Source organism: Stenotrophomonas sp. GW821-FHT01H02A (assembly GCF_059422145.1).
The window spans coordinates 61,128-86,290 of the sequence record NZ_JBWKWI010000010.1 but is presented as its reverse complement, the minus strand read 5'-3'; the positions used below and the strand labels follow the sequence as shown (position 1 = coordinate 86,290).

Genomic DNA, 25,163 nt, shown 5'->3' with positions numbered 1-25,163 from the left:
TTTTATGAATGCGCAGATGGGTACAACGGCGCGAGGCCATTGTTCGGCGGGGTCGCAGGTGCCCGCCAGTGCGGTCCGTCATGGAAGGCGCGGCGCAGTTGCTGCCGGGCCTGGCCGACATCGCCGCCCTGCCCGCCCCAGCGCACCTCCTGCATCTGCACCAATGCCTGGCGCTGCGCGGCGTCGTCGAGACGCTCCAGCACCTGCTCCAGGGTCTGCACACCCCCCATCGCCGCCAGTACCGCGATGATCTCGTCCATGCCGCCGACGTCCATGGCCCGGCGCAGGTCGGCACGGGTGTAGCTGCCTGCGGCCGAGCCGACGGACGCTGCGCCGTGGCCGCTCGGCGCGGCCACCGGACGACCGCGTCGGCGCCAGCCCCAGACCAGGGTCAGCAGCCACAGCAGGGCCAGGCCGGCCGACAGTGCGATCCAGCCCCATGGCCGTGGTGCGGCCGGTGTCGGCGGCAGCTGCAGGTCGGTGGACGCCGATGCCGGTTCGCCCGGCAGCGCGGAGGTGGTGTCCACCGGCAGGCTCGGTGCGGCGCTGCCGGCGACGCCGGCGGCGATATCCAGCGGCAGGTCCGGCAGGCTGGCGGTGCGGGCCTGGCCGGAAGCCACGTCCCACCAGGCCATGCGCAGCCCCGGCACGGTCAGCGGCCCTGCCTGGCGCGGCACGATCGCAAAGCGCCGGGTCAACGTGAGCCGCGGCGTGTTGCCGTTGAAGGTCTCATCAAACTGCGGCGGCTCGGCGAAGACCTGCGCGCCGGGCCCGACATTGGGCACCGGCAGCTCCGGGAACTGTGCCTTGGTCGCGCCCTCGGCCACGGCCTCGACCACGATGGTGGCCGCTTCACCGGCGCGGCCGGTGGTGGGCGCGGCGGTGTAACGCAGGCGCAGCCCGTGCAGCGGCAGCCACGGTTGCGGAGCGGACGCGGGCTGCGCCTGGACCTGCAGCGTGCGCTCGGCCGACGCGGCACGCAGGCGACCATCGCCACCGAACATGTCATTGAAAAAGCCGCCCGCGCTGCGCCCGTTGAACTGCGCCGCCGGCAGCACCAACGGCCCGCTACGCTCGGGAATCAGCAGGAACCGCCGTTCCACCACGTTGTAGCGGCGGCCGTTGACCTCACGGACCAGGCTGCGGTCCTCGCCGACCCGCTGCAGCGAGGCACCGGCCGGCGTATCCAGCACCAGTTCGCCGCTGAGCAGTTGCGCGGCATAGAACAGGCGCACCACCACGCCGACACTCTGCTGCACATAGGGCGTCGGATCATCGACCTCGGTTTCGAGGAAGGCGGCCGCGTTGCCACTGGCCGCGGCCGGTGCGGAGGCGCTGCTGGCGCCGACCTGCAGGGTGAGCGGCTGGGTACGGCTGCTGCCAACCTGCAGCGCGGGAATCTGCAGGGTACCGCTGCGTTTCGGGCTGAGCGCCACCGCAAACAATGCGCGCGACGTCATCGCGCCGTTGCTCCACTGCACCTGGCGGCTGCTGGTTTGGCTGCTGAGATCGAAGTCGGTCCGCAGCGGACCATAGTCCGGCGCACCGCCGCCCGCATCGGATTCGATGTTGAGGGTGACAGTGTCGCTGTCGGTGATCTGCTCGCGGTCGAGCCAGGCACGGGTCTGGGCCTGCACGGCCATGCTCGCGCACAGCAGCAGGGCGAGCCCGGCGCGCAACCAGCGCTGTATCGTGGAGTGTGTCATCGCCCTTCCCGTTTCCTGCGTTCGTTTTCCAGCTGGAACTTGGCCCGCAGCAGGCTGCCCGGATCATCCGGTACGCGCCGCATCCAGGCCTCGACCGCCTGTTGCTGTTCGCGCTGCTGCGGGGTGCCGCCGACCTGGCCCTGGGCCTTGTCGTTGCCGTCGTTCTGACCCTGCCGCTGCATCGCCTGCTGCATGCGCTCGCGCTGGGCCGCGTCGGCCTCGGCCTGCGCCTGGCTGTCGGCGGCCTGCGGCGGCGATGTCCCGTCCTTTGATTGGCCGTCCTTTGGATCCCCCGATGCAGGCGGCGGTGACTGTCCCGGTGTGCCCTTGTCCTGCGGCGGCGATGCGCCCCCGTTCTGGCCCTGGCCGGGGTTCTTGCCGGGGTCCGGCGTGCCGGGCGGCGGATTCCTGCCGTCTTGCTGGTTGTCTTTCTGGTCGTTGTTCTGCGGCGGCCTGCGCTTGCGCGCCGCATCGACCGCGGCGCGGTTGGCCACCGCATCGGCCATGCCGGGATGCTTCTTCAGCGCACGGTCGTAGGCCTCGATCGCGGCGTCGTACTGGCCCTGACGCGCCAGCGCGTTGCCCAGGTTGTACAGGCCTGCATCGGTATCGATGCCCTCGAACTGCTGCTGCGCGGCCTTGAAGTCGCCCTTGCGGTACGCATCCACGCCGGTGGACAGGCGTTGCTGGTCGACCTGGTCGGCGCGTTGCCACCACGTTCCCTCGGCGGCGTGGACCGTCATCGGCATCGTCATCGGCAGCGCCGCCATCATTGCCAGCACCGCCAGTGCTCCGCGCCGCCGGAAGGCGAGCAGGGCGAGCAGCATCAGCGGCGGCAACAGCCAGAAACCTTCATCGCGCCAGCTGCGGCCCTGCCCTTCCCGGCTGTCGTCGGCGCCGACCCGCGGGGTCAGCACGTCCAGCGTGGCCAGATCCTTGTCGTCGGAGGCGATACGCGCATAGCGACCGCCGCCACGGCTGGCCACACCGCGCAGGCTGCCCTCCTCGAGCTGCGCCGGCACGATCTGGCCCTCGCCGTTGCGGTAGGCCGCGCCCTGCGGCGTGCCCAACCCGAGCACGGAGACCACGAAGCCCTGCGCGCGCGCCGATGCAGCGGCCCGCTCGGCCTCTGCATCGGCGCGGTCGGTCAGCAGGAGAATATCGCCACCGCGCGCCCCGGATTGCTGCAGCAGCTTCACCGCCGTCTCCAGCGCACGGTCGGCGCGCTGGCCATCGCGTGGCATCACGTCCGGTGCCAGCGCATCCAGATACAGGGCGACATTGGCCATGTCGTCGGTCAGCGGCGCCACCGTGTAGGCATCATCGGCATACACCAGCAGCGCGACTTCGCCGCCCTGGCGCTCACGCAGCAGCGTGGCCAGCTTGGCGCGTGCCTGCAGCAGCCGCGACGGCGGCAGATCGGTCGCGGTGACCCGCGATGAGAGATCCAGTGCCACCACCAGTGGCGAGGGCGTCTGCCACAGCGGTTGGGCGACCTGCCGCCACGAAGGACCGGCCAGCGCCACGATCGCGAGCACCGTGCCAAGCAGCAACAGGATCAACGCGCCCCAGGCGCGGCGGTCGCGGCCGACCAGCAGGTGGCGCAGCAGATGCGCGTCCACGGTCTGCCGCCACACATTGCTGCGCCGCCGACGCAGCCACCAGATCGCCACCAGCAGCGGCAGCGCGAGCAGTGCCCACAACGCGTCGGGGCGGACGAAATGCAGGGCGTTCCAGCTCGCGCTCATGTCCAGCGCCTCGGCAGCAGCCAAGCCAGCCCGGCCAGCAGCAGGGCCAGGGCCAGCGCCGGCGCATAGCGCTCGATCCGTGGCCGCACCGCCGGGCCGGCCGATTTGACCGGCTCCAGGCGTTCCAGCTCGGCATAGATGCCAGCCAGCTCATCGGTATTGCGCGCGCGGAACGAGCGGCCGCCGGTGAGTTCGGCAATCTTGTTCAAGGTCGCTTCGTCGACCGGGTCTTCGCCCGGCGCGATCTGTACACCGAACAGACTGATGCCGCCATCGCCGCCGAAGGCCACGGTGTAGACGCGCACCCCTTCGGCCTGGGCGAGCTCGGCCGCGCGCAGCGGTTCAAGCACGCCGGCATTGCTGACGCCATCGGTAAGCAGGATCAGCACGCGCTGGCCTTCCGGCTGTTCGCGCAGGCGCTTGACCGCCAGGGCGATCGCATCGCCGATCGCGGTCTCGCGCCCGGCCAGGCCGACCACGCTGTCGCGCAGCTGATCACGCACGCTGGTGAGGTCGGCGGTCAACGGCGTCAGCGTGTAGGCACGCTCGCCGAAGATCAGCAGGCCGACCCGATCACCGACGCGGCGGTCGAGGAAGTCGGCAAGCACGGCCTTGGCCGCGGTCAGTCGCTCCACCACCTGGTTGCCGAGCATCATGTCCGCCTCGCTCATGCTGCCGGACACGTCCACTGCGAGCATCATCTGCCGGCCCTGCTGCGGGGGCGTCACCGCGTCACCGAGCTGCTGCGGTCGTGCGGCGGCAACGCACAGGCAGGCCCAGGCCAGCCACAGCAGTACGCGCCCCAGTCGTGGCCCCGTACCGCCGGAGGCAGCGCCGAGCGATTGCAGCTGATCGGCGGCATACGGCACCCGCAGCGCGGCACCCGCGCCAGCACGCGCTGGCCACCAGCGCATCAGGATCGGCAACGGCAGCGCCAGCAGCATCCATGGCCAGGCCAGGCTGTCGACCCAGCTCAACCACGTCGGCAACGTGATCGCCATCATCGGCGGCGCTCCGTCAGCAACGACAGATAGCGGCGGCGTGCCAACACGCGCAGCCGCTGCACCGCCTCGGCATCGACGCTCGGCCGATAGCCGCCGTCGAGCAGCAGCGCGCCGTCGCCCTCGGAAAACGCGCGGCTGTTCTTCTCATCCAGGAAGGCGAGCCACTCGCTGCCCTGCAGGCGTTCCGAACCGGGCTGGTACTGGCGTGCCGCGCGGCGCAACAGCTCGGCGATCGCCGCCACCTCCAGCACCGGCGAACCGGCCTGGGCGACCTGTGCGTCGAACAGATCCAGCCAGCGCTGGCGCGCACGCCGCCGGCGCCATTGCCAGATCCAGATCGCCGCGACCACCAGCACGATCACGGCGAACACCAGCCACCAGCCTGGCGCGGGTGGCCACCACGGCGGTGACGGCGGCAGCTGCACATCGCGCAGCGGCAGCGATGCGGCGGCGCTCATGCCACCACCGCGGTCGGAAGCTGACTGAGCCAACTGTCGCTGGCGTCGTCGGTGGCCACCACATGCACCTGGATGCGGCGGGCGGCCAGGTTGTTCTGCAACGCTTCCAGCGGCGCGACGAAGCGTTCGCGCCAGTGCTCACGCACCGCGGGGCTGCCCAGATCGAGCAGCACGCGACGGCCCTGCGAGAGGAACGGCAGCGCGTCGGTGGGCGGCGCCAGCTCCAGCGGATCGACCAGCAGCATCACCACCACTTCATGGTGCATTGCCAGCGCGGCCCAGCGCGCACCGCTGATGGTGGACGCGCGCGCCGGATCGGCCAGCACCACCACGCGTGCACCGGGACGCAGCAACCGTGCCGCCTGCTCCAGCGCGCGGTCCAGGCCGGCGTCTTCGGCAGGCGGCTCTGCATACCACCGGGTCAGGGCATCCAGTACGCGCAGCACACCACGGGTGCCCCCGGCCGGGGCGATCGGTGGTTCCTGGGTGCTGCCGCGCACGGCGGCAAGGCGGTCGCCCTGCCGTTGCGCCAACCACGCTGCGACGGCGCCGACGCGCGCGGCCTGCACGGATTTGAAGCGGACCCGGGTACCGAAATACAGCACCGGGTCGGTATCGGCGACCAGCAGCGTCAGCCGCTCGCGCTCGGCCTGGAACAACTTGGTATGGGCACGCCCGGTGCGCGCGGTGACGCGCCAGTCGATATGCCGCGCGTCATCGCCCGGCACGTAGTCGCGGGATTCGGCGTACTCCATGCCCCGCCCGCGCGCCGGCGAGGGCGCGCTGCCGGCATGACCGAGACGGCCACGGCGTGCCGGCGGTGCGCGATGCGCGCTGCGGCGCAGCGCCACCAGCTCGGCCAGACTCGGCCGCAGGCCATCGCCCTCGAGCGGCGTGGCCGTGTGCACGGACGTCTCCATCGCGCTCAGGGCGCCGGCACGCGGGCCAGCAGCTCGGCGACCAGACGCTCGCCATCCCAGCCCTCGGCGGTGGCCTCATAGCTGGGCAGCACGCGATGGCGCAGTACATCGGGAGCGACGTTGCGCACATCCTCCGGGGTGACGAAATCGCGACCGGCCAGCCAGGCGCGCGCCCGCGCGCAGCGCTCCAGTGCGATCGAACCACGTGGGCTGGCGCCCCAGGCGATGCGCCGGCCCAGCGCCGGGTCGTAACGCGCGGCGTCGCGCGAGGCCAGCACGATCTCGATCAGGTAGCGCTCCAGCGCCGGCGCCACGTGCAGCGACAGCACCGCCTTGCGCGCGGCGAACACATCGCTCAACGGCATGCGCGCCGGCGCGGCGGCCGGCGTGGACAACGCCTCGCGGGCACGCTCACGGGCCAGGCGCAGGATCTCGGTCTCCGCATCCGAATCGGGATAGCCGATCCGTACATGCATCAGGAAGCGGTCCAGCTGCGCTTCGGGTAGTGGGAAGGTGCCTTCCTGTTCGATCGGATTCTGCGTGGCCATCACCAGAAACAGCGAGGGCAGCGGATAGGTATGGCGGCCCACGGTCACCTGGCGCTCGCCCATCGCTTCCAGCAGCGCGGACTGCACCTTCGCCGGGGCACGGTTGATTTCGTCGGCGAGCAGGATCGGATGGAAGATCGGACCGGGCACGAATTCGAACCGGCCTTCCTGCGGGCGCCAGATCTCGGTGCCGGTCAGGTCGGCAGGCAGCAGGTCGGGGGTGAACTGCACCCGCGAAAAATCCGCATCCAGCCGGGCCGCCAGCGCGCGGATCGCGGTGGTCTTGGCCAGGCCGGGGGCACCCTCGACCAGCAGGTGGCCATCGGCCAGCAACGCGGTCAGCAGGCGCTCGACGAGCGCGCTCTGGCCGACGATCTCGGACGACAGGCCGTCGCGCAGGGTGCGGAAGGCATCGTGCAGGGTGCGGAAGGCATCGTGCAGGCGGTCGTGCTCCACCGGAGCGGGCATGGGGGTATCGGGCATGGGGGGCGGCAGGTTCATGGCATCCATGTGACCTCCACGGTGGGCAGAGGTTCCATCGCCATGATGGCAGGACAGCCGCGGTTGCGACATCAAGATTGGCTGAACGCAGAAAGGGCCGCACGAGGCGGCCCTTTCTGCGCTGCAATCGCGATGCGACTCAGTTGACGGCCGGGTTCGACTTGGCCACGCGCAGCACCTTCGGGGTGACGAACACCAGCAGTTCGGCCTTGTCCTTGTTGCGGCTGCGCTTCTTGAACAGGTTGCCCAGGAACGGCACGTCGCCCAGGAACGGCACCTTGTTGATGCTGGTGCGGTCCGTGAACTCATACACGCCACCGATCACCACGGTCTGGCCGTCGTCCACCAGCACCGCGGTGTTCACTTCGCGGCGGTTGATGGTCGGGACCTGGCCATAGCCTTCCAGCAGGATGTACTGCTCCACTTCATCCTTCTTGACCGCCATGTTGAGGAACACACGGTTGTCGTTGGTGATGGTCGGGGTGACCTTCAGCTCCAGCACCACTTCCTTGAACTGGACGTTGGGCTGGGCCGCGGCACCGGCCGCACCGCCACCACTGATGGTGACGTAGCCGATTTCCTTACCCTGCTTGATCACCGCTTCGCGCTGGTTGGTGGTCACCACGCGCGGGTTGGAGATCACTTCGCCGCGCGATTCGGCCTGCATCGCCGAGAGTTCCACGTCCAGCAGGTAGCCGGCGTTGAGGATCGACAGCGCCAGCGAACCGGGGTTGTTGATCGCGGCCACCGGCAGGTTCCAGTTCAGGCCATCGGCGAACTTGGTCGGTCCGCGGACCGGAATCGCACCGGTGCGGCCACCGGCCACCCACTCGTTGATCGCCTTCTGGTACTCCGTGTCCTTGGTACCGCGATCGGTGATGTTGGCGTGGTTCTGGTCGGTGTTGGCGCCGAAGAACACATCCTGGCGGCTGCCGCTGATGCCGAACTTGGCCCCCAGCTCACGCGCGAAGGTATCGGTGGCGATCACGATCCGGCTTTCGATCAGCACCTGGTCGACCGGGCGGTCGATCACGTTGATCAGTTCCCGCATCCGCGCGACCTTCTTCGGGATGTCGCTGATCATCAGCGTGTTGGTGCGCTCGTCGGCCACGATGCGGCCGCGCGAGGACAGGAACCCGCTGTCTTCCTGCGAGCTGCCGCCACTGCCACCGCTGCCGCCGCCGATGCCCTTGGCCTCGGTCAGCGCTTTGAAGATCGCTGCGGCATTGTGGTAGTTGATCTGCACGTAATCGGTGACCAGATCCTCGCGGTTCTCGATCGCGATGCGTGCGTCTTCCTTGTCCTGCTCGAACTTGGCCAGCTCCGGCTGCGGCGCCACCCAGATCACGCCGCCATCGCGGCGCTTGTCCAGGCCCTTGGCCCGCAGCACGATGTCCAGCGCCTGGTCCCACGGCACGTTGATCAGGCGCAGGGTCACGTTGCCCTGCACACTGTCGGAGGCGACCACGTTGAGGTTGGATTCCTCGGCCACCAACTGCAGCACGGTGCGCACCGGCACGTCCTGGAAGTTGAAGGTCACCGGCTTGCCGCTGTAACCGCGCTGGCCCAGCGCTGCCGCCGCCTGGCTGACGCTGGTGGCGGTGATCGCACCGGTGGCCGGGGCCGCCTGGCGCGGGCTGATCTCGACCACGTACTCGTTGCCGCTCTGGTAAGCCAGCGACTCGAATGCGGTATTGGTGTTGAGCACCAGTTGGGTACCGCCGCCATAGGGCTTGGGATCGATGCGCTGCACCGGCGTGGCGAAGTCGGTCACGTTGATCGACTTCTGCAGGTTCTCGGGCAGGCGCGCGTTGCCGACGTCGATGACGACGCTGTTGCCCTGGCTGCGCAGGTCCGGGCTGGCACCCTGGCCGTCGAACTGCAGGATCAGCCGGCCGGCACCGTCGTCGCCGCGCTTGAAATCGATCTTGGACACCGACAGCGAGGCCGGTGCGGTCGCCGGCGCCGTCGTGGCCGCCGGCTTCGGCACGGCGCCGCTGGGCGTGGCCGCCATCAGCGTGCCGTTGGCCACCATGAGCGCGACTCCCAGCGCGCACAGGTGGAGCAACTTCTGGCGCCGGACGGAACGCAGCCGCATGGCGTTGGAAAAGGTCATCGTGCTATCCCCATAATCATTCATTGATCTTCAAGCGCGAGCGTTGCCGGCCGTTCCAGCCAGCCACCCGCGCCATCCGGCACCAGTTCAATCAGCTCAATCCGGTCCTCGAAGACCCCGGTCACCCGCCCGTCGCTCTGCCCCAGATAGACGCCCGGACGCACCCGAGAGGTGACCTTGTCCGGTGCCATCACCAGCGCGACGAGACCGCCCCCACGGCCGATCGAACCCACCATGTCCAGGCTGTCCAGCGGGAAATCTTCCAGCGGCTCCTTGCGGCGGTTCGGATCCGGGCGCAGTCCCGATCCCCCTTGCGGATTGGTCCAGGCGTCGGTGAACGGGTCGCGCATCCCCTGCGCGGAATATTCAAACGTCTCGAACTGCTGCATCACCGGCAGCGGCTCCAGTGGCGGTGCCGGGCGTGCGCGCACGTCGGCCACCCACTTTTCCAGGTTGGGTGCGTCGCCGGGCGTACTGGTCACGCCGCGTGCGCAGCCGGCCAGCAGGACCACCATCAACAGGCCGCATACCCGTGCGGTCGAGGTCAGGCGGCTCATTTCCGGCCTCCCTTCTTGGCAGCCTTTTCTTTCTCGGCGGCAGCCTTCTCCTGGGCCTCCATCTCCACGTCATCCAGATAACGGTAGGTCTTGACCGTTCCGGACAACTCCAGCGCACCGTTGCGGGCGGTGATGCCGGTCTTGGGATCCTTTGGCTTCAGGTTGATGTCGTGCATGGTCAGGATGACCACGCGCGGCAGCGAAGCCACGCCGCTGACGAACGCGCCGAACTGGTGGTAGCTGCCCACCATGCGCAGGGCGATCGGCTTCTCGGCGTAGAACTCCTTGGGCTGCTCGGCACCGGGCTGGAACAGCTCGTTGGACAGGCCGCTGGACAACGCGGTCTGCGAGATGTCGATGATCAGGTCCGGCATTTCGGTCTTGCTGGGCAGCTGGCGCAGCATCTGCTGCAGCACCTGCTCCATCTGGGTCAACTGTTGCTTGAGCGGCTCCAGGTTGACCGCACGGCCCTGCTCCTTCTCGAACTCCGCACGCAGCTGGGTCTCGCGGCTTTCCAGCGAGGCCAGGTCATCGCGCTTGCCGCTGATCAGCAGGAACCAGGCCATGATCACGATGAACAGTGCCAGCAGCGCGCAGAACACGACCTTGGCCTTCTGCGGCCAGTTGCCGATGTTGTTGAAGTCCAGCTCTTTGAGATTGATCTTCTGGCTCATGCGGCGGCCCCCTTCTGGGCCGGGGCCGGCGCCGCCGGTTGTGCAGGTTGCGCGGAGGGCGTGGGCGTGGGCGTGGGCGGCACGATGCGGCTGCTGCCGGCCGGCTGGGCCGGATCGGCGGCATCGGGCGAGGCCGGTGCGTCAGGCGCCGGTGCCGGCGACAACGGGGCCACCGGTGGAACCGGGGTGGCGCCCGGCGGCGCGGGATCGGCGGTCGGCTCGATCACGGTGCCGTCGGCGGCCAGCTCGGTGACGCTGCTCTGGGCCGGCAGATTGACCTTGACCACGAACATGTACGGCAGCGACTTGATGTCCGCCACCGGCCCGCTGGCGGCCCCGGCCTTGTCACGCTCCGGTGCCTTGGCCTCGATGATGGACAGCTCCGGGTTGGTCATCCAGCCCGAGCTTTCCAGGTTGCGCATGTAGGCACTGACGCGTGCGTTGGACTGCGTGCGCCCTTCCAGGGTCAGCACGTCGCCTTCCTGCTTGAGCGTGGTCAGCACCACCCCGTCCGGGATGGTCCGCACCAGCGCATCGAACAGATGCACCATCTGCGAGCGCTTGGCCTGCAGTTCCTCGATCACGGCCTTGCGGGCCAGCAGGCGATCCTTCTGGCGGTCCAGGCGCTCGATTTCCTTGTTCTGCTCCTTGACCTTGTCGATCTCGGCCTGCAGGAAGGTATTGCGATCCCCCTGCCCGCTGACCTGCCGGTCGTAGTAGAACCAGATCAACAGCGACAGCAGCAATCCGCCGATGGCGGCCGCACCGAGCATGGCGTAGAAGTCGCGCTGGCGTTGCTTGCGCCGCTCGGCGCGCCAGGGCAATAAATTGATGCGCGCCATCAGTCAAAGCTCCTCAGCGCCAGACCGGTGGCGATCATCAGCGCCGGGGCATCCTGGGCCAGGGCATGTGCCTGCACCTTGGGGCCCAGCGTCATCTGTGCCAGCGGGTTGGCCACCACGGTGGCCACGCCCAGCTGCTCTTCCACCATGTCCGGCAACCCGGTCAGGGCGGCACAGCCACCCGCCAGCACGATGTGGTCGACCCGGTTGAACTCGCTGCCCGCATAGAAGAACTGCAGCAGACGGCTGATCTGCTGGACCGTGGCTTCCTTGAACGGCTCGAGAACCTCCATCTCGTAGCTTTCCGGCAGCCCACCCTGGCGCTTGGCCAAGCCGGCCTCTTCGTAGGTCAGCCCGTACCGGCGCATCACTTCGTCGGTCAGCTGCTTGCCGCCGAACACCTGTTCGCGGCTGTACAGGCTGCGGCCACCACGCAGGACGTTGAGGGTGGTCATGGTGGCGCCGATGTCCACCAGTGCGACCACGCCATCACTGGCCACCGGCAGCTCGCTGGCGACCAGGGCAAAGGCGTTCTCGACCGCGAAGGCCTCCACGTCCATGACCCGCGCCACCAACCCGCCCAGCTCCAGTGCCGACTGACGCAGCTCGACGTTCTCTGAACGCGAGGCGGCCAACAGCACCTGGACCATTTCGGGGTTGTTCGGAATCGCGCCCAGCACCTCGAAATCGAGATTCACTTCCTCGATCGGGTACGGGATGTAGTTGACCGCCTCGAGCTCGACCTGGGCTTCCATGTCGTTCTCGTCCAGATCGGCGGGCATCGGGATCAGCTTGGTGATCACGGCCGAGCCGGCCACGGCCGCGGCGGCATGCCGTGCCTTGGTTCCGGAGCGGTTCACGGCACGTCGAATGGCCTCCCCGACCGCTTCGACCTCCACGATGTTCTTTTCCACCACCGCATTCGGCGGAAGTGGTTCCACAGCGTAATGTTCCACGCGGAAACGATTGCCGCTGCGGGATAGCTGCAACAGCTTTACTGCAGTCGAGCTGATATCGACGCCGATAAGAGGCGACTGGCTTTTTGGGATAAGCCCCACGGTTTCTCCCCTGCCGATGGGCACTTGGACGCAGAACCTGCGACCGCGCATTAATAACGTTTTTTTTGCAAATCGCAACCGTCAAGCTGTAAAACGAGCACCAGTGCTCGCTTCACGCGTCCCCAGACGGTGATCGACTGCTCTCCCCAGGAACACCCCCAGCCGTTCCCTTGCGTAATCTATACTCTGCGACCACGAAATTCGCAATCGGAATCTGTCACTGATGACACGTCTTCGCCGTTGGCTGCGCTGGATGCTGGTCGTGTTCCTGGTTCTGGCATTGATCGGCGCGGCGGTTGCCGGCGGCCTGTACTACGCCGTCTCCTCCAAGCTCCCGGACGTGCAGACCCTGCGCGACGTGGAGATGCAGGAGCCCATGTACGTCTATGCCAGCGATGGCAAGCTGATGGCGGTGTTCGGCGAGACCCGGCGCACCCCCATCACCATGAAGGACGTCCCCGAGCGCCTCAAGCAGGCCTTCCTGGCCACCGAGGACGCGCGTTTCTACGAGCACGGCGGCGTGGATTACAAGGGCATCGGGCGCGCGGTGTGGCTGCTGGCCACCACCAACGACAAGCGCGTGCCCGGTGGCTCGACCATCACCCAGCAGGTCGCCCGCCAGTTCTTCCTGAGCTCGGAGTACAGCTATACCCGCAAGCTGGCCGAGATCCTGCTGGCGCGCAAGATCGAGAGCGAGCTGAGCAAGGACGAGATCTTCGAGCTGTACCTCAACAAGAGCTTCTTCGGCAACCGGGCCTACGGCGTGGCCGCCGCGGCCGAGTTCTACTACGGCAAGAAGCTGGGCGAGCTGGACCTGGACGAGATGGCCTCGCTGGCCGGCATCCCCAAGTTCCCCTCCAGCGGCAACCCGCTCAGCAACCCCGAGCGCGCCCGCGAGCGCCGCGACTTCTATGTGCTGCAGCGCATGGCCAGCCTGGGCTTCATTTCCCAGGCCGAGGCCGACGCGGCCAAGGCCGTGCCGATGCACGCCACCGCGCATGAGCCGCCGCTGCAGGTGGAAGCCCCCTACGTGGCCGAACTGGTCCGCCAGGAGATGATCGCCCGCTTCGGCGGCGACGTGGTCAACAAGGGCTACCACGTGACCACCACCATCAACGCCGAACTGCAGACCGCAGCCAACCTGTCGGTGCGCGACGGCCTGCTGGCCTACGACCACCGCCACGGCTGGCACGGCGTGGAGCAGCGCGTGGAGGTCCCGGCCGACGCCGACGCCGCCGCCCTGGCCACCACGCTGTCCGGCATCCCGGCGCAGACCGGCCTGCTGCCGGCGATCGTTGCCGCCACCGGGGCCGATGGCAGCGCCACCGTGGTGCTGGGCAACCGCAGCGAAATCGTGCTGCCGGCCAGCGCCGCCCGCTGGACCAACAAGACCCCCGCCAAGCTGGTCACCCGCGGTGACATCGTGCGCGTGCGCGCCGGCGAGAAGGAAGGCGAGTGGCTGCTCGACCAGATCCCGCGCGGCCAGGCCGCACTGGTCTCGCTGGACGCCGAAAACGGCGCGCTGAAGGCGCTGGTCGGCGGTTTCAGCTTCTCCGGCAACAAGTTCAACCGCGCCACCCAGGCACGCCGCCAGCCGGGCTCGAGCTTCAAACCCTTCATCTACGCAGCAGCGTTCGACAAGGGCTTCAACCCGGCCTCGATCGTGCTCGATGCACCGGTGGTGTTCCGCGACCGCCGCGGCAAGACCTGGTCGCCGCAGAACGACGGCGGCGGCTTCCGCGGCCCGATGCGCCTGCGCGAAGCCCTGGTGCAGTCGCGCAACCTGGTCTCGGTGCGCCTGCTCGATGGCATGGGCGTGGATTACGCGCGCAAGTACATCAGCGAGTTCGGCTTCGCCGAGGCCGAACTGCCGCCGAACCTGTCGATGTCGCTGGGCACCGCCTCGCTGACCCCGCTCTCGGTGGCCCGCGGTTACGCCGCGTTCGCCAATGGCGGCTCGCGCGTGGACACCTGGCTGATCGACCGCGTCACCGATCGTGACGGCGTGGAAGTCTTCAAGGAAAACCCGGCGGTGGCCTGCCGCGACTGCGCCGGCACCAGCGGCGCAGCGGTCAGCCAGGTCGTGGATGGCTTCAACTTCGGCTCCGCACCGGCCGCCACCACCGCGCCGGCCAAGCCGCAGCAGGCCACCGCCGCGGCCGAGGCACCGGCACCGGTCAACCCGGATGCCAAGGTCGCCCCGCGCGCGATCGATGCGCGTACCGCGTACCAGCTGAACTCGATGATGCGCGACGTGGTCCAGCGCGGCACCGGCACCGCGGCCAAGGTCCTGGGCCGCGAGGACGTGGGCGGCAAGACCGGCTCGACCAACGATCACCGCGACGCGTGGTTCTCCGGTTTCGGCGGCCCGTACGCAACCACCGTCTGGGTCGGCCGCGACGACTTCCGCTCGCTCGGTTACCGCGAGTACGGCGGCCGCGCCGCCCTGCCGATCTGGATCGAGTACATGCGCGTCGCGCTGAAGGACACCCCGATCGCGCAGAACGATCCGCCGTCGGGCATGGTCCAGGCCACGCTCAACGGCGCCACCGAATGGGTCAAGGTCGAGGACATGGAGAAGCTGGAGGAGTACGACTTCAACAGCCATGCGCCGCAGGCCGACGACGCTGCGTTCGACATCTTCTGACGGCACGCCGGTTCCGTCCGGCACCGCAGCGGAGCACAGGCCGGGCACTGCCCGGCCTGTTTCGTTTGCATGGCGCGGCTCTACCCGCCTGTCACATCGCCGGTGTACATTGCCGTGCAGGTCGCCAAGGAGTAACGGTCATGCATCGAGCCCGTCAGCATGCAGCCACGCAGACCCGGGAACGCCGCCACCAGCTGGCGCATGAGGCCGCCCGCCTGATGGCCGAAGGCGGCATCCGCGACTATCACCAGGCCAAGCTCAAGGCCGCCACCCGGCTCGGCATCCACGACGATGCCTCGCTGCCCCGCAACACCGAGATCGAAGACGCCCTGCGCGAGTACCAGCGGCTGTTCGCCGGTGCCGACCACGGCGCGCAACTGCGCCAGCGTCGCGAGGCGGCCCTGCGCGCGATGGATTTCCTGCAGGCGTTCTCACCGCGCCTGTGCGGCCCGGTGCTGGACGGCACCGCCGATGCCAACAGCCCCGTGCAGCTGCAGGTGCACAGCGACGACGCCGATGCGGTGCAGCGTTATCTCGATGAGCACGGCATCCCGGCCGAATCACGCACGCGCCGGCTGCGGCTGGACCGTGAGCGCAGCCTGGATGCGCCGGTCTGGGTGTTCAGCGCCGAGGACCTGACCTTCGACATCGCGGTGCTGCCGTACGATGGCCTGCGCCAGCCGCCGCTGTCGGCGATCGACGAGAAGCCGATGCGACGGGCATCGGCGGCGCAGCTGCGCGAGCTGCTGGCCGACGGCGAGATCGAGGGATACCTCGGCAGCCGATGAGCCCCGCCCTGTCCCGTTCGGCCGGTCATCAACCGCCGGACCGGAGCAGGAAGTTCTCGATGCCCGCCACCAGGGCCAGCGGTGTTTCATTCATCGGGTAATGCCCGGCGTTGCGGATCACCTCGACAGACGCATGCGCATAACGGCGCAGATAGGTTCGTTCCATCAAGGCGATCTTGAAGACCGGATCGTGCTCGCCGACCAGGACCTTTACCGGGTGTCGGCCAACGATCCCGGCGCTGAAGTCGGTGTCGGCCCACGCAGGGAAATAAGCCGCGAACGCCTCGGCCGAGGCGTGCCGCAGCGAGTACTGCGCCTTCCAGTCCAGCCACGCACCGGGCAGCCGCCCACCGGTGCTGCGATCGATGATGCCGCGGCGGATGCCTGCATCGCCGGCTGCGGCTTCCAGCAGGCGTCGTGCCGGTGGCGCGTAGGTGATGCCGCCGCAGGGCACCGGCGCAACCGCGACCAGCGCACGCACGCGGCCCGGCGCGATCACCGCGATCCGCTCGATGGCCATGCCGCCCATGGAATGGCCGACCAGGCTGAAGGTCTCGATGCCCAGCGTGTCGGCCAGCGCCAGCGCATCGTTGGCGATCTCGTCGATGCTGTAGTCACCGTGCGCCTCGCGCATGCCGCCATAGCCACGGCAATCCATGAAGAAGTAGCTGAACACCTCGCCGGACAGCCACGGCTCGATCGGCGCGAACGCGTGCGCGTCGCCGAACCAGCCATGCAGGACGAGAACGGCATGCACGCCGGTGCCGACGCGGTGAAAGGTATTGGGCATGGCTGTACCGTCAGGAGGGAGGCCGGGGATGGTAGGGCGGCGGTATCCGGCCCGCCTTCGATGACAGGTCAAAGACGATAGAATCCGGGCCATGCGCAACACCCTGCTCGACCCGTACGAAGATCTCCCGCGCGCCGTGGTGGTCACCGCGAACGACTACGCCGCCGGAGCGACCTTCCCGGAGCATGCGCACCGGCGCGGCCAGTTCGCCTTCGCCGCGCGCGGCACCATCAGCCTGGACACGCCCGAGGGGCGCTGGCTGGTACCCCCACAGCGCGCGTGCTGGGTGCCCGCAGGCATCGCGCATGGGATGACGATGCGTGGTCCGGTCACGATGCTCAATGTGTTCGTGGCCGCCGAGGAAGTCGCCGCGGTCCAGCTGCCCGCGCGCTGCGGCGTCCATGGCGTCTCGCCACTGCTGCGGCATCTGCTGGACGATGCGGTCGATCTGCCGGCGATGTACGACGAGAGCGGTCGCGCCGGCCGGCTGATGCAGCTGCTGGTCGCGGAGATCGCCGCGATGGAGCCGCTGTCACTGCACGCGCCACTGCCCACCGACCCGCGCCTGGTCCGCACCTGCCAGCAGGTGTTCGATGCACCCTCGATCGCGACCGGACTCGACCAGGTCGCCGCCGAAGCGGGCATGAGCCGGCGCACGTTCACGCGGCAGTTCCGCACGGAAACCGGCGTGAGCTTTGCCGAATGGCGCCAACAGGCCTGCCTGCTTGCCGCGATCGAACGGCTCGGTGACGGCCAGCCGATCACCCGGGTCGCACTGGACCTGGGCTATGCCAGCCCGAGTGCGTTTTCAGCAGCGTTCCGGCGCGTGCTCGGTGACTCGCCCCGTCGCTATGTGGGGACGCGCCGGGCAGCGTAGCGCCGCTATCCGCGCGCGCCGATGCCGGTGGCCGACGCGCGGCGGGGCACGCAAAAAAATGCCCCGCGATGCGGGGCGTTTTCATCACAACCTACCGGGACGATCAGCCCTGGTAGTCGCGCACGTCGCTGCCGGTGTAGACCTGGCGCGGACGGCCGATCTTCATTTCCGGATCGACCTGCTGTTCCAGCCAATGTGCGACCCAGCCGGAGGTACGGCCCAGGGCGAACATGACGGTGAACATTTCGGTCGGGATCTGCAGCGCCTTGTAGATGATGCCGCTGTAGAAATCGACGTTCGGGTACAGCTTGCGGGCGACGAAGTAGTCGTCCTGCAGCGCGGCCTGCTCCAGCTTGACGGCCACGTCCAGCAGCGGATCCTGCACGCCCAGCTGCTTGAGCACCTTGCCGGTCATCTCACCGATGACCTTGGCGCGCGGGTCGAAGTTCTTGTACACGCGGTGGCCGAAGCCCATCAGGCGGAAGCCGGAGGTCTTGTCCTTGGCCTTGAGCACGGCGGACTCGACGTTGTCGGCCGAGCCGATCTCTTCCAGCATCTTCAGCACGGCTTCGTTGGCACCGCCATGGGCCGGACCCCACAGCGCGGTGACGCCAGCGGCGACCGACGCGTACGGGTTGGCGCCGGTCGAACCAACCAGGCGCACCGTCGAGGTCGAGGCGTTCTGCTCGTGATCGGCGTGCAGGATGAACAGCAGGTCCAGCGCCTTGACCACGTCCTGGTTCAGCTCATACGAGCCATCGGCCGACTCGAAGGTCTGCTTCAGGAAGCGGCTGACGTAATCCAGCGAGGTGTCCGGCTTGTTGGCCGGCAGGCCCTTGCCGTGGCGGTAGATCAGGGCCGACAGGGTCGGCACCTTGGCGATCAGGCGCACGGCGGCATGGCGGCGCTGCTCGGCGTCGGACAGGTCCAGCGAGGCGTGGTAGATGCCCGACAGCTGCGCGATGGCAGCGGTCAGGATCGCCATCGGATGGGCATCCTTGGCGAAGCTGCCGATCAGCGTGTTGATCGACGGATCCACATCGGCCTCGGCCGCCAGCTCGTCGGTGAAGGCCTTCAGCTGCTCGGCGCTCGGACGCTCGCCATTGATCAGCAGGTAGGCCACTTCGACGTAGCTCGACTTTTCCGAGAGCTGCTCGATGGGATAGCCGCGATACAGCAGCACGCCCTTGTCACCGTCGATGTAGGTGATGGCGGACTTGCAGCTGGCGGTGGCGGTGAAGCCGGAGTCGTAAGTGAAGAGACCGGTTTCCTTGGTCAGCTTCGAGATATCGACGCAATCGTTGCCGAGCGTGGGTTTGATGACTGGCAGAACAACCGACTTGTCGCCGGCGTTGAGCGTGACCTGATCAAGATCGGACACTGTGTGCGCTCCTCGAGGGAAGGCGCCCGCCCAAGCGCATGGGTCAGGCACGTGAAGGAAGTCCACGATCGTTATCGTGGATCCCGCCATTATCGCACAGCAACATTTTCGACGCCCTAGGACGGAAGTCGTAGAGACCTGCCCGGCGCCGCGCCGGAGGCGCCATTGCAGCGCCCGCAAGGCTCTGCGCCGAGGCGCGGACACAGCGTTCCGTCGGCGGGGCGCATGGGCCTCACCTGGCGTTCAGCAATCCGGAAACGACAAAAAACAACGGCCGCCAAGGCGACCGTTGTTTTCATGCAGCTGCGTTGACAGCTCAGGCTGCGGTCGGCGCCGGCTTGCCGAAACGCTTCTGGAACTTGTCGATACGGCCGCTGGTGTCGATCACCTTGTGCTTGCCCGTGTAGAACGGATGCGAAGCCGAGGAGATTTCAACCTTGACGAGCGGGTACTCGTTGCCGTCTTCCCACTTGATCGTGTCCTTGGTGGACATGGTCGAACGGGTCAGGATCTTGAAATCAGAGGTAACGTCGTGGAAAACCACGTCGCGGTAAGCAGGATGAATATCGGCCTTCATGGGCGCGCACCGTAATAAGGGCTGGTGGTCAAGAGCGGCATTATAGTCCCGGCCGCCGCAAAGGGCAAGCCGGGTCCATCAACCGTGCGAAAGGTCCGCCGCAGCGGCGTCGTCAGACGCCGAGTGCCGCCCTCACCTGGGCCTCGAAGCGACCCTGGTCGTAGGCCATCAGCAGCTGGGTGTTGTCAGGCTGCCCGGTCTGGCGGTTCCAGTCGACAATGGTAGCACCCCGGCTGTGCACACCGGCCAGTTCCACGTTCAGGGGACGCGATTCGACCCGCAGCGCGCCTTCCGGCTGCAGCGCCCAGGCCATGGCCAGGGCATCGGCGGCGTACCAGCGCTCGCCACGGCTGTCTTCGGACCACAGGCGGGTCTGGCGCGAAATCAGCTCGTAGAAGCGGGCCTTGTCGGTGTCGGCCGCCAGCCACTTCTCGACATCCGCATGCAGCAGGCCGTGCGCGACGGTGGCTTCCCAGTCGGCCACTTCGATGTGCGGGAAGCCGGTGAACACCACGTGCGCCGCTTCGGGGTCGAAGGCGATGTTGAACTCGGCCGCCGGGGTGATGTTGCCGTGGCAGGTCACCGCCCCGCCCATCACCAGGAAGCGCTTCACGCGCTGCGGCAGGGTCGGGTCGAGCTTCAGGGCCAGGGCCAGGTTGGTCAGCGGGCCGAGTGCGACCAGGAACAGCTCACCGGCGTACTGGTGCGACAGGCGCAGGATCGCCAGCGCGGCGTGCTCGGCCTCGGCCTGGCGCTTGGCGGCCGGCAGGTTGACGTCGCCGAAGCCATCGGCGCCATGCACATGGGCCGCATCGACCGAGGGGTGCAGCAGCGGGTCGGCGGTGCCGGCATAGACCGGCACATCGTCGCGGCCAGCCACTTCGCACAGTTTCAGGGCGTTGCGGACCGTGTGGTCCAGGCCCACGTTGCCGGCGGCGATGGTCAGGCCGACGATATCGTGGCGCTCATCGGCAAAGGCCATCAACAGGGCCAGGGCATCATCGACACCCGGGTCGGTGTCGATCAACAGCGGAATCTTCTTGCTCATCGTTGCCGTCTTGATAATCGGCAAGGGACTTTCGCACCCTGCCATGACAAATACAAGGCGGTGCCATCGGCCCCTTGCGGCAGGGCATCATGCCGACGCGTAACGCACGGCCGTGCCGATCCAGCGCCGCACCACCTGGTCGGCCACGTCAGGCGCCTCCGCCAGCAGGTGCTCGGCCAGCTCATGCACGCCCGGCAGCAGATCCGCATCGCGGGCCAGATCGGCCATGCGGAAACCGGCCAGGCCGGTCTGCCGCGTGCCCAGCAGCTCGCCGGGGCCACGCAGCTCCAGGTCCTTCTCGGCGATCAGGAAGCCATCGTTGGTCTGCCGCATCGTCTCCAGCCGCTCGCGCGCCATGTTCGACAACGGCGCCTGGTACAGCAGCACGCAGCGCGACACCGCCGAGCCACGCCCTACCCGGCCGCGCAGCTGGTGCAACTGGGCCAGGCCGAGGCGCTCGGCATTTTCGATGATCATCAGCGACGCATTGGGGACATCCACACCCACCTCGATGACCGTGGTGGCCACCAGCAGATCGATCTCGCCAGCCTTGAAGGCGACCATCGTGGCCAGCTTCTCGCTCGCCTTCAGCCGTCCGTGCACCAGCCCTACGCGCACGCCCGGCAGCAGCGCCTGCAGCGACTCGAACGTGGCCTGGGCGGGCGTGGCATCGAGCTCTTCGTTCTCGTCGATCAGTGTGCAGACCCAGTACACCTGGCGGCCTTCGCGGCACGCCACCGCGATGCGTTCGATCAGCTCGGGGCGACGGTCATTGTTGAGCGCCACGGTCTGCACCGGCGTGCGTCCCGGCGGCAGTTCGTCGATGGCCGAGACGTCCAGATCGGCATACTCGGACATCGCCAGCGTGCGCGGAATCGGGGTGGCCGTCATCACCAGCTGATGCGGCACGCTGCGCCCGTCGGCGCCCTTGTCGCGCAGGGCCAGGCGTTGATGCACACCGAAGCGGTGCTGCTCATCGACGATCGCCAGCGCCAGGTCCTTGAACACCACGCTGTCCTGCATCAGCGCGTGCGTGCCGACCACCACCTGCGCCTGGCCGGAGGCGACCTCGGCCAGCACGTTGGCGCGCGCCTTGCCGGTGACCTTGCCGGCCAGCCACGCAGTGCGTACGCCCAGTGGCGCCAGCCAGGCGCGAAGATTGTTCATGTGCTGCTCGGCCAGCAGCTCGGTCGGCGCGGCCAGCGCGACCTGCTTGCCACGCTCCACCGCCAGCATCGCCGCCAACGCAGCGACCACGGTCTTGCCCGAGCCGACATCGCCCTGCACCAGCCGCAGCATCGGATGCGCCTTGGCCAGGTCCTTGCGGATCTGTTCGAACACGCGCTGCTGCGCACCGGTCAGCTGGAACGGCAGGCTGTCACGCAGCTGTGCCACCAGCGCGCCCTGCCCGCGCAGCGACGGTGCGTGATGCGCCTGCAACGCCATGCGCTGACGACGCAGGCTGAGGTGGTGCGCCAGCAGTTCTTCCATGGCCAGCCGCCGTTGCGCCGGATGCCGCCCCGCGGCCAGCGCCGCCAGATCCGCATCCGGCGGAGGCCGATGTACGGTCAACAGCGCACTGCGCAGCGAGGGCAGGCCGAGGCCGGACAACCAGCCGGCAGGCAGCAGTTCCAGCGTGGATTCTTCCGGCAACCGATCCAGCGCCAGCCCGATGAACCGGCGCATCGTCGCCGGCCCGACCCCCTCGACCGCCGGATAGACCGGGTCGAGGCTGTCGCCGAGCTCGTCATCGTCATTGCTGCCCATCACCCGGTAGCTGGGATGGACGATCTCCAGCCCGAGATGGCCGGGCTTGGCGGTGCCGTAGCAGCGGATGCGCGTGCCCACGGCGAACTGCGAGACCTGCTGGGCGCGGAAGTGGAAGAACCGCAGCACCAGGGTGCCGTAGGAATCATCTTCGATCGCGACCTTGAGTACCGGCCGATAGCGGAACCCGCGCTCGACCGCACTCACCCTTCCTTCCACCTGCGCCGCCACGCCCGGCTGCAACTGGGCGATGGTGGTCAGCCGGGTACGGTCTTCATAGCGCAGCGGCAGGTGCAGCCACAGATCCTGCAGCGACGACAGGCCACGGGCAGCCAGCTTGGTCGCCACCGCCGGCCCGATACCGGAGAGCATCGACAACGATGCCTCCCCGGCCGCGGCCAGCGCCGGTGCAGGAGCCCGTGACCGCGCCACGTCAGGCCTGGTCGAGCACCATCACCGCATCGACTTCGAAGTTGGCCGCCTTCGGCAGACCGGACACTTCGATGGTCGAACGCGCCGGGAACGGCGCCTTGAAGTAGTCCTGCATCACTGCATTGACCTTGGCGAACTCGCCCAGGTCGGTCAGGTACAGGCCCAGACGCACGATCTGGTCCAGCGAACCGCCGGCCTCTTCGGCCACGGCCTTCAGGTTGTCGAACGCGCGACGGGCCTGCGCCTCGATGTCGCCGGCACCGACGATGTCACCGGTGGCCGGGTCCAGCGGGATCTGGCCGGAGAAGTACACGGTGTTGCCGGCGCGCACGGCCTGCGAATACGGACCGATCGCGGCCGGGGCGTTGGCGCTGGTGATGATCTGGCGGGACATGGAAGCTCCAGGGAACAAATAGGGGGTCCTCCATTGTACCGCCGGACCCGCCCTCCCGAAGAGACACCCGAAGCCGCGATCGAAGCCAAACGCCATGGTAGAGCCGACCGTTGTCGTACGGAGCGCGGTTTACTGCCTGCGAACCGACTGCACCACGGACAACCGCCGCAGACGCCGCATCACCTCGGCCAGATGGTTCCGGTCACGCACCTGCACGTTGAAGCACAGCACCGCCGCATTGAAATCGCGGTCCAGATAATCCACCCGCTCGATGTTGGAATGGCTCTGCGCGATCGCCGCCGCCAACTGCGCCAGCACGCCGGTCCCGTTTTCGACTTCCACGATCAGCGACGTATCGTAATCACCCGACACCGTCGTATCCCACCCGATCGGCACCCACCGCTCCGGCGACTTGCGCAGCTCGGCCAGGTTCGGGCAGTCCAGACGGTGCACCACGATGCCCTTGCCGGCCGTGTGGTAGCCCATGATGTCGTCGCCCGGAATCGGCTGGCAGCAGTTCGCGAAGCTGACCACCCCGCGCTCGCTGCCGTTGATCAGGATCTTCTCCTGCGAATGCCTGGAATGCGCCCCACCGCGCAGCTCCGCATACGCCATCAACGCCTGCGCCGCCTGGTTCGGCATCCAGTTGCCCAGCGCCACCTCGGCCAGCAACGCCTCCAGGCGCGGATACCGGTGCTCGGCCAGGAACGCATCCAGGCGCCCCTTCGGCAACCGCTCCAGCGAACTGTCCATCGCCTCCAGCGCGCGGTCCAGCATCCGATGGCCGAGCTGCACGGCGTCCTCGTGCTCCAGCTGCTTGAGCTGGTGCCGGATCGCCGTGCGCGCCTTCGAACTGACCACGAACTCCAGCCACTGCGGCTTGGGCGTGGCCGAACGGGCGGTGATCACTTCCACCGTCTGGCCACTGACCAGCTTGGTGCGCAGCGGCACCAGTTTCTTGTCGACCCGCGAAGCCACCGCCATGTTGCCGACGTCGGTATGCACCGCATACGCGAAATCGAGCGCGGTGGAATTGCGCGGCAGCGCCAGGATCTTGCCCTTGGGCGTGAACAGATAGACCTCGTCCGGGAACAGGTCCACCTTGACGTTGTCCAGGAATTCCAGCGAGGAACCCGCCGCCCGCTGCGAATCGATCAACTCCACGATCCACGCATGCGCACGGCTCTGCGCACTGTTGGGCGAATCGCCGCCAAACTTGTACGTCCAGTGCGCGGCCACGCCGCGCTCGGCGATCAGGTCCATCTCTTCGGTGCGGATCTGCACCTCGATCGGCGAGCCGTACGGCCCGAACAGCACCGTGTGCAGCGACTGGTAACCATTGGCCTTGGGGATCGCGATGAAATCGCGGAAGCGCCCGTCCAGCGGCTTGAACGTGGCATGCACCGAGCCCAGCGCGTGATAACAGTTGGGCACGTTGCGCACCACCAACCGGAACCCGAACACGTCCATCACCTGGTCGAAGGATTTGTTCTCGTCGCGCATCTTGTTATAGATGCTCCACGGCGTCTTGATGCGGCTGACCAGGCGGTGTTCCAGCCCTTCCTTGGCCAGGCGCTGGCTCAACTGCACTTCCACTTGCGCCATGGCCTCGCGGCGGACCACCGGCTGGCTGCGGATGTGCTTTTCCAGGATCGCGTGGCGCCACGGATACAGCGCCTTGAAGCCCAGGTTCTGCAGCTCGCTCTTGACCAGGCTCATGCCCAGCCGCTGCGCGATGGGGGCGTAGATCTCCAGCGTCTCGCGCGCGATCCGGCCGCGCGCCTCGCGGCTCTGCGCACCCAGCGTGCGCATGTTGTGCAGGCGGTCGGCCAGCTTGATCATGATCACGCGCAGGTCGCGCGACATCGCCAGCAGCATCTTGCGGAAGCTCTCCGCGGCCGCTTCCTGGCGGTCGCGGAACTTCAGCTTGTCCAGCTTGGTGACGCCATCGACCAGCTCGGCCACGGCCTCGCCGAACTCGGCGGCCAGCTCCTCGCGGGTCAGCGGCGTGTCTTCGATGGTGTCGTGCAGGATCGCCGCGATCAGTGCCTCCACGTCCAGCCCGAGCTCGGCCAGCACCTGGGCCACGGCAACCGGATGGGTGATGTAGGGCTCGCCCGACTTGCGGGTCTGGCCGGCATGCGCGGCGGCGCCTACTTCCCAGGCGCGGCGCAGCAGCGGCAGTTGATCGGGCGGCAGATAGTGCGCTGCGCGCTCAAGCTGGAGGACATAGTCGGGTACGGCCGCGCCGGCGGGCGTGGCGACCTTGGCAGTGGGGCCTGGGTTCATGCTCAAAGACTATGCCAGCGGCGTGATATCGGCAAACCCCT

The 25,163-nt window shown here is 68.0% G+C and carries 21 protein-coding genes; 3 read left to right on the top strand and 18 right to left on the bottom strand.

Annotation, left to right across the window (positions count from 1 at the left end):
- Nucleotides 1–2: 2 nt before the first annotated feature.
- From AC07WC_RS15250 to AC07WC_RS15200, 11 genes are all read right to left on the bottom strand, one after another.
- The gene (locus AC07WC_RS15250) at nucleotides 3–1,706 is read right to left on the bottom strand and encodes a BatD family protein (RefSeq protein WP_495210746.1); all 1,704 of its coding nucleotides are present in this window, start codon (nucleotides 1,704–1,706) and stop codon (nucleotides 3–5) included.
- The gene (locus AC07WC_RS15245; RefSeq protein WP_495210745.1) at nucleotides 1,703–3,454 is read right to left on the bottom strand and encodes a VWA domain-containing protein; all 1,752 of its coding nucleotides are present in this window, start codon (nucleotides 3,452–3,454) and stop codon (nucleotides 1,703–1,705) included. The genes AC07WC_RS15250 and AC07WC_RS15245 overlap by 4 nt, the downstream gene beginning before the upstream one ends.
- Nucleotides 3,451–4,458, bottom strand: a complete 1,008-nt coding sequence (locus tag AC07WC_RS15240; protein WP_495210744.1) for a vWA domain-containing protein — start codon at nucleotides 4,456–4,458, stop codon at nucleotides 3,451–3,453. The genes AC07WC_RS15245 and AC07WC_RS15240 overlap by 4 nt, the downstream gene beginning before the upstream one ends.
- On the bottom strand, nucleotides 4,455–4,916 hold the full coding sequence (locus AC07WC_RS15235; protein ID WP_495210743.1) for a DUF4381 domain-containing protein: 462 nt from the start codon (nucleotides 4,914–4,916) through the stop codon (nucleotides 4,455–4,457). Before AC07WC_RS15235 ends, AC07WC_RS15240 begins: the two co-directional genes overlap by 4 nt.
- Nucleotides 4,913–5,836 carry a DUF58 domain-containing protein gene (locus tag AC07WC_RS15230; protein WP_495210742.1) on the bottom strand — a complete coding sequence of 308 codons (924 nt, stop codon included), beginning with the start codon at nucleotides 5,834–5,836 and terminating at the stop codon, nucleotides 4,913–4,915. Before AC07WC_RS15230 ends, AC07WC_RS15235 begins: the two co-directional genes overlap by 4 nt.
- Before the next feature lie 5 nt (nucleotides 5,837–5,841).
- Nucleotides 5,842–6,885, bottom strand: a complete 1,044-nt coding sequence (locus tag AC07WC_RS15225) for an AAA family ATPase (RefSeq protein WP_495210741.1) — start codon at nucleotides 6,883–6,885, stop codon at nucleotides 5,842–5,844.
- 139 nt (nucleotides 6,886–7,024) lie between these two features.
- Nucleotides 7,025–9,001, bottom strand: coding sequence for a type IV pilus secretin PilQ (locus tag AC07WC_RS15220; RefSeq protein WP_495210740.1), 1,977 nt, complete (start codon nucleotides 8,999–9,001; stop codon nucleotides 7,025–7,027).
- A gap of 20 nt (nucleotides 9,002–9,021) precedes the next feature.
- Entirely contained in the window at nucleotides 9,022–9,516 is a 495-nt protein-coding gene (locus AC07WC_RS15215; RefSeq protein WP_495210845.1) for a pilus assembly protein PilP, read from the bottom strand.
- Between the two features lie 38 nt (nucleotides 9,517–9,554).
- Entirely contained in the window at nucleotides 9,555–10,232 is a 678-nt protein-coding gene (locus AC07WC_RS15210; protein WP_495210739.1) for a type IV pilus inner membrane component PilO, read from the bottom strand.
- On the bottom strand, nucleotides 10,229–11,074 hold the full coding sequence (locus AC07WC_RS15205; protein ID WP_495210738.1) for a PilN domain-containing protein: 846 nt from the start codon (nucleotides 11,072–11,074) through the stop codon (nucleotides 10,229–10,231). Before AC07WC_RS15205 ends, AC07WC_RS15210 begins: the two co-directional genes overlap by 4 nt.
- Entirely contained in the window at nucleotides 11,074–12,132 is a 1,059-nt protein-coding gene (locus AC07WC_RS15200; protein WP_019183880.1) for a pilus assembly protein PilM, read from the bottom strand. Before AC07WC_RS15200 ends, AC07WC_RS15205 begins: the two co-directional genes overlap by 1 nt.
- A 223-nt stretch (nucleotides 12,133–12,355) precedes the next feature.
- Here AC07WC_RS15200 and AC07WC_RS15195 point away from each other — a divergent pair, with 223 nt between their 5' ends.
- Both AC07WC_RS15195 and AC07WC_RS15190 read left to right on the top strand, forming a co-directional pair.
- Nucleotides 12,356–14,779, top strand: a complete 2,424-nt coding sequence (locus AC07WC_RS15195) for a penicillin-binding protein 1A (RefSeq protein WP_495210737.1) — start codon at nucleotides 12,356–12,358, stop codon at nucleotides 14,777–14,779.
- Nucleotides 14,780–14,919: 140 nt separating this feature from the next.
- Complete coding sequence (locus AC07WC_RS15190; protein WP_495210736.1) at nucleotides 14,920–15,567, top strand: hypothetical protein; 648 nt, start codon at nucleotides 14,920–14,922, stop codon at nucleotides 15,565–15,567.
- A 28-nt stretch (nucleotides 15,568–15,595) separates the two neighbouring features.
- Here AC07WC_RS15190 and AC07WC_RS15185 read toward each other — a convergent pair whose 3' ends face one another.
- Nucleotides 15,596–16,357, bottom strand: coding sequence for an alpha/beta fold hydrolase (locus AC07WC_RS15185; RefSeq protein ID WP_495210735.1), 762 nt, complete (start codon nucleotides 16,355–16,357; stop codon nucleotides 15,596–15,598).
- A 91-nt stretch (nucleotides 16,358–16,448) separates the two neighbouring features.
- Here AC07WC_RS15185 and AC07WC_RS15180 point away from each other — a divergent pair, with 91 nt between their 5' ends.
- Nucleotides 16,449–17,234, top strand: coding sequence for an AraC family transcriptional regulator (locus AC07WC_RS15180; protein WP_495210734.1), 786 nt, complete (start codon nucleotides 16,449–16,451; stop codon nucleotides 17,232–17,234).
- 103 nt (nucleotides 17,235–17,337) lie between these two features.
- Here AC07WC_RS15180 and AC07WC_RS15175 read toward each other — a convergent pair whose 3' ends face one another.
- The 6 genes from AC07WC_RS15175 to AC07WC_RS15150 form a co-directional block, all read right to left on the bottom strand.
- Nucleotides 17,338–18,705 carry a citrate synthase gene (locus AC07WC_RS15175; protein ID WP_495210733.1) on the bottom strand — a complete coding sequence of 456 codons (1,368 nt, stop codon included), beginning with the start codon at nucleotides 18,703–18,705 and terminating at the stop codon, nucleotides 17,338–17,340.
- Between the two features lie 226 nt (nucleotides 18,706–18,931).
- Nucleotides 18,932–19,192, bottom strand: coding sequence for a type B 50S ribosomal protein L31 (locus AC07WC_RS15170; protein WP_019183873.1), 261 nt, complete (start codon nucleotides 19,190–19,192; stop codon nucleotides 18,932–18,934).
- A 112-nt stretch (nucleotides 19,193–19,304) separates the two neighbouring features.
- Complete coding sequence (locus AC07WC_RS15165; protein WP_495210732.1) at nucleotides 19,305–20,240, bottom strand: nucleoside hydrolase; 936 nt, start codon at nucleotides 20,238–20,240, stop codon at nucleotides 19,305–19,307.
- 87 nt (nucleotides 20,241–20,327) lie between these two features.
- On the bottom strand, nucleotides 20,328–22,439 hold the full coding sequence (gene recG, locus AC07WC_RS15160) for an ATP-dependent DNA helicase RecG (RefSeq protein ID WP_495210731.1): 2,112 nt from the start codon (nucleotides 22,437–22,439) through the stop codon (nucleotides 20,328–20,330).
- Nucleotide 22,440: 1 nt separating this feature from the next.
- Nucleotides 22,441–22,833: a RidA family protein gene (locus tag AC07WC_RS15155; protein ID WP_019183870.1), complete on the bottom strand. Its 393-nt coding sequence runs from the start codon at nucleotides 22,831–22,833 to the stop codon at nucleotides 22,441–22,443.
- Nucleotides 22,834–22,962: 129 nt separating this feature from the next.
- A complete protein-coding gene (locus AC07WC_RS15150) occupies nucleotides 22,963–25,122 on the bottom strand; it encodes a RelA/SpoT family protein (RefSeq protein ID WP_495210730.1) in 2,160 nt (719 codons plus the stop codon).
- Between the last annotated feature and the right edge of the window lie 41 nt (nucleotides 25,123–25,163).

Coding starts and splice junctions, on each gene's coding strand:
- AC07WC_RS15250 (WP_495210746.1), bottom strand. CDS start 1,706: ATGACACACTCCACGATACAGCGCTGGTTGCGCGCCGGGCTCGCCCTG.
- AC07WC_RS15245 (WP_495210745.1), bottom strand. CDS start 3,454: ATGAGCGCGAGCTGGAACGCCCTGCATTTCGTCCGCCCCGACGCGTTG.
- AC07WC_RS15240 (WP_495210744.1), bottom strand. CDS start 4,458: ATGATGGCGATCACGTTGCCGACGTGGTTGAGCTGGGTCGACAGCCTG.
- AC07WC_RS15235 (WP_495210743.1), bottom strand. CDS start 4,916: ATGAGCGCCGCCGCATCGCTGCCGCTGCGCGATGTGCAGCTGCCGCCG.
- AC07WC_RS15230 (WP_495210742.1), bottom strand. CDS start 5,836: ATGGAGACGTCCGTGCACACGGCCACGCCGCTCGAGGGCGATGGCCTG.
- AC07WC_RS15225 (WP_495210741.1), bottom strand. CDS start 6,885: ATGAACCTGCCGCCCCCCATGCCCGATACCCCCATGCCCGCTCCGGTG.
- AC07WC_RS15220 (WP_495210740.1), bottom strand. CDS start 9,001: ATGACCTTTTCCAACGCCATGCGGCTGCGTTCCGTCCGGCGCCAGAAG.
- AC07WC_RS15215 (WP_495210845.1), bottom strand. CDS start 9,516: ATGGTGGTCCTGCTGGCCGGCTGCGCACGCGGCGTGACCAGTACGCCC.
- AC07WC_RS15210 (WP_495210739.1), bottom strand. CDS start 10,232: ATGAGCCAGAAGATCAATCTCAAAGAGCTGGACTTCAACAACATCGGC.
- AC07WC_RS15205 (WP_495210738.1), bottom strand. CDS start 11,074: ATGGCGCGCATCAATTTATTGCCCTGGCGCGCCGAGCGGCGCAAGCAA.
- AC07WC_RS15195 (WP_495210737.1), top strand. CDS start 12,356: ATGACACGTCTTCGCCGTTGGCTGCGCTGGATGCTGGTCGTGTTCCTG.
- AC07WC_RS15190 (WP_495210736.1), top strand. CDS start 14,920: ATGCATCGAGCCCGTCAGCATGCAGCCACGCAGACCCGGGAACGCCGC.
- AC07WC_RS15185 (WP_495210735.1), bottom strand. CDS start 16,357: ATGCCCAATACCTTTCACCGCGTCGGCACCGGCGTGCATGCCGTTCTC.
- AC07WC_RS15180 (WP_495210734.1), top strand. CDS start 16,449: ATGCGCAACACCCTGCTCGACCCGTACGAAGATCTCCCGCGCGCCGTG.
- AC07WC_RS15175 (WP_495210733.1), bottom strand. CDS start 18,705: ATGGCGGGATCCACGATAACGATCGTGGACTTCCTTCACGTGCCTGAC.
- AC07WC_RS15170 (WP_019183873.1), bottom strand. CDS start 19,192: ATGAAGGCCGATATTCATCCTGCTTACCGCGACGTGGTTTTCCACGAC.
- AC07WC_RS15165 (WP_495210732.1), bottom strand. CDS start 20,240: ATGAGCAAGAAGATTCCGCTGTTGATCGACACCGACCCGGGTGTCGAT.
- AC07WC_RS15155 (WP_019183870.1), bottom strand. CDS start 22,833: ATGTCCCGCCAGATCATCACCAGCGCCAACGCCCCGGCCGCGATCGGT.
- AC07WC_RS15150 (WP_495210730.1), bottom strand. CDS start 25,122: ATGAACCCAGGCCCCACTGCCAAGGTCGCCACGCCCGCCGGCGCGGCC.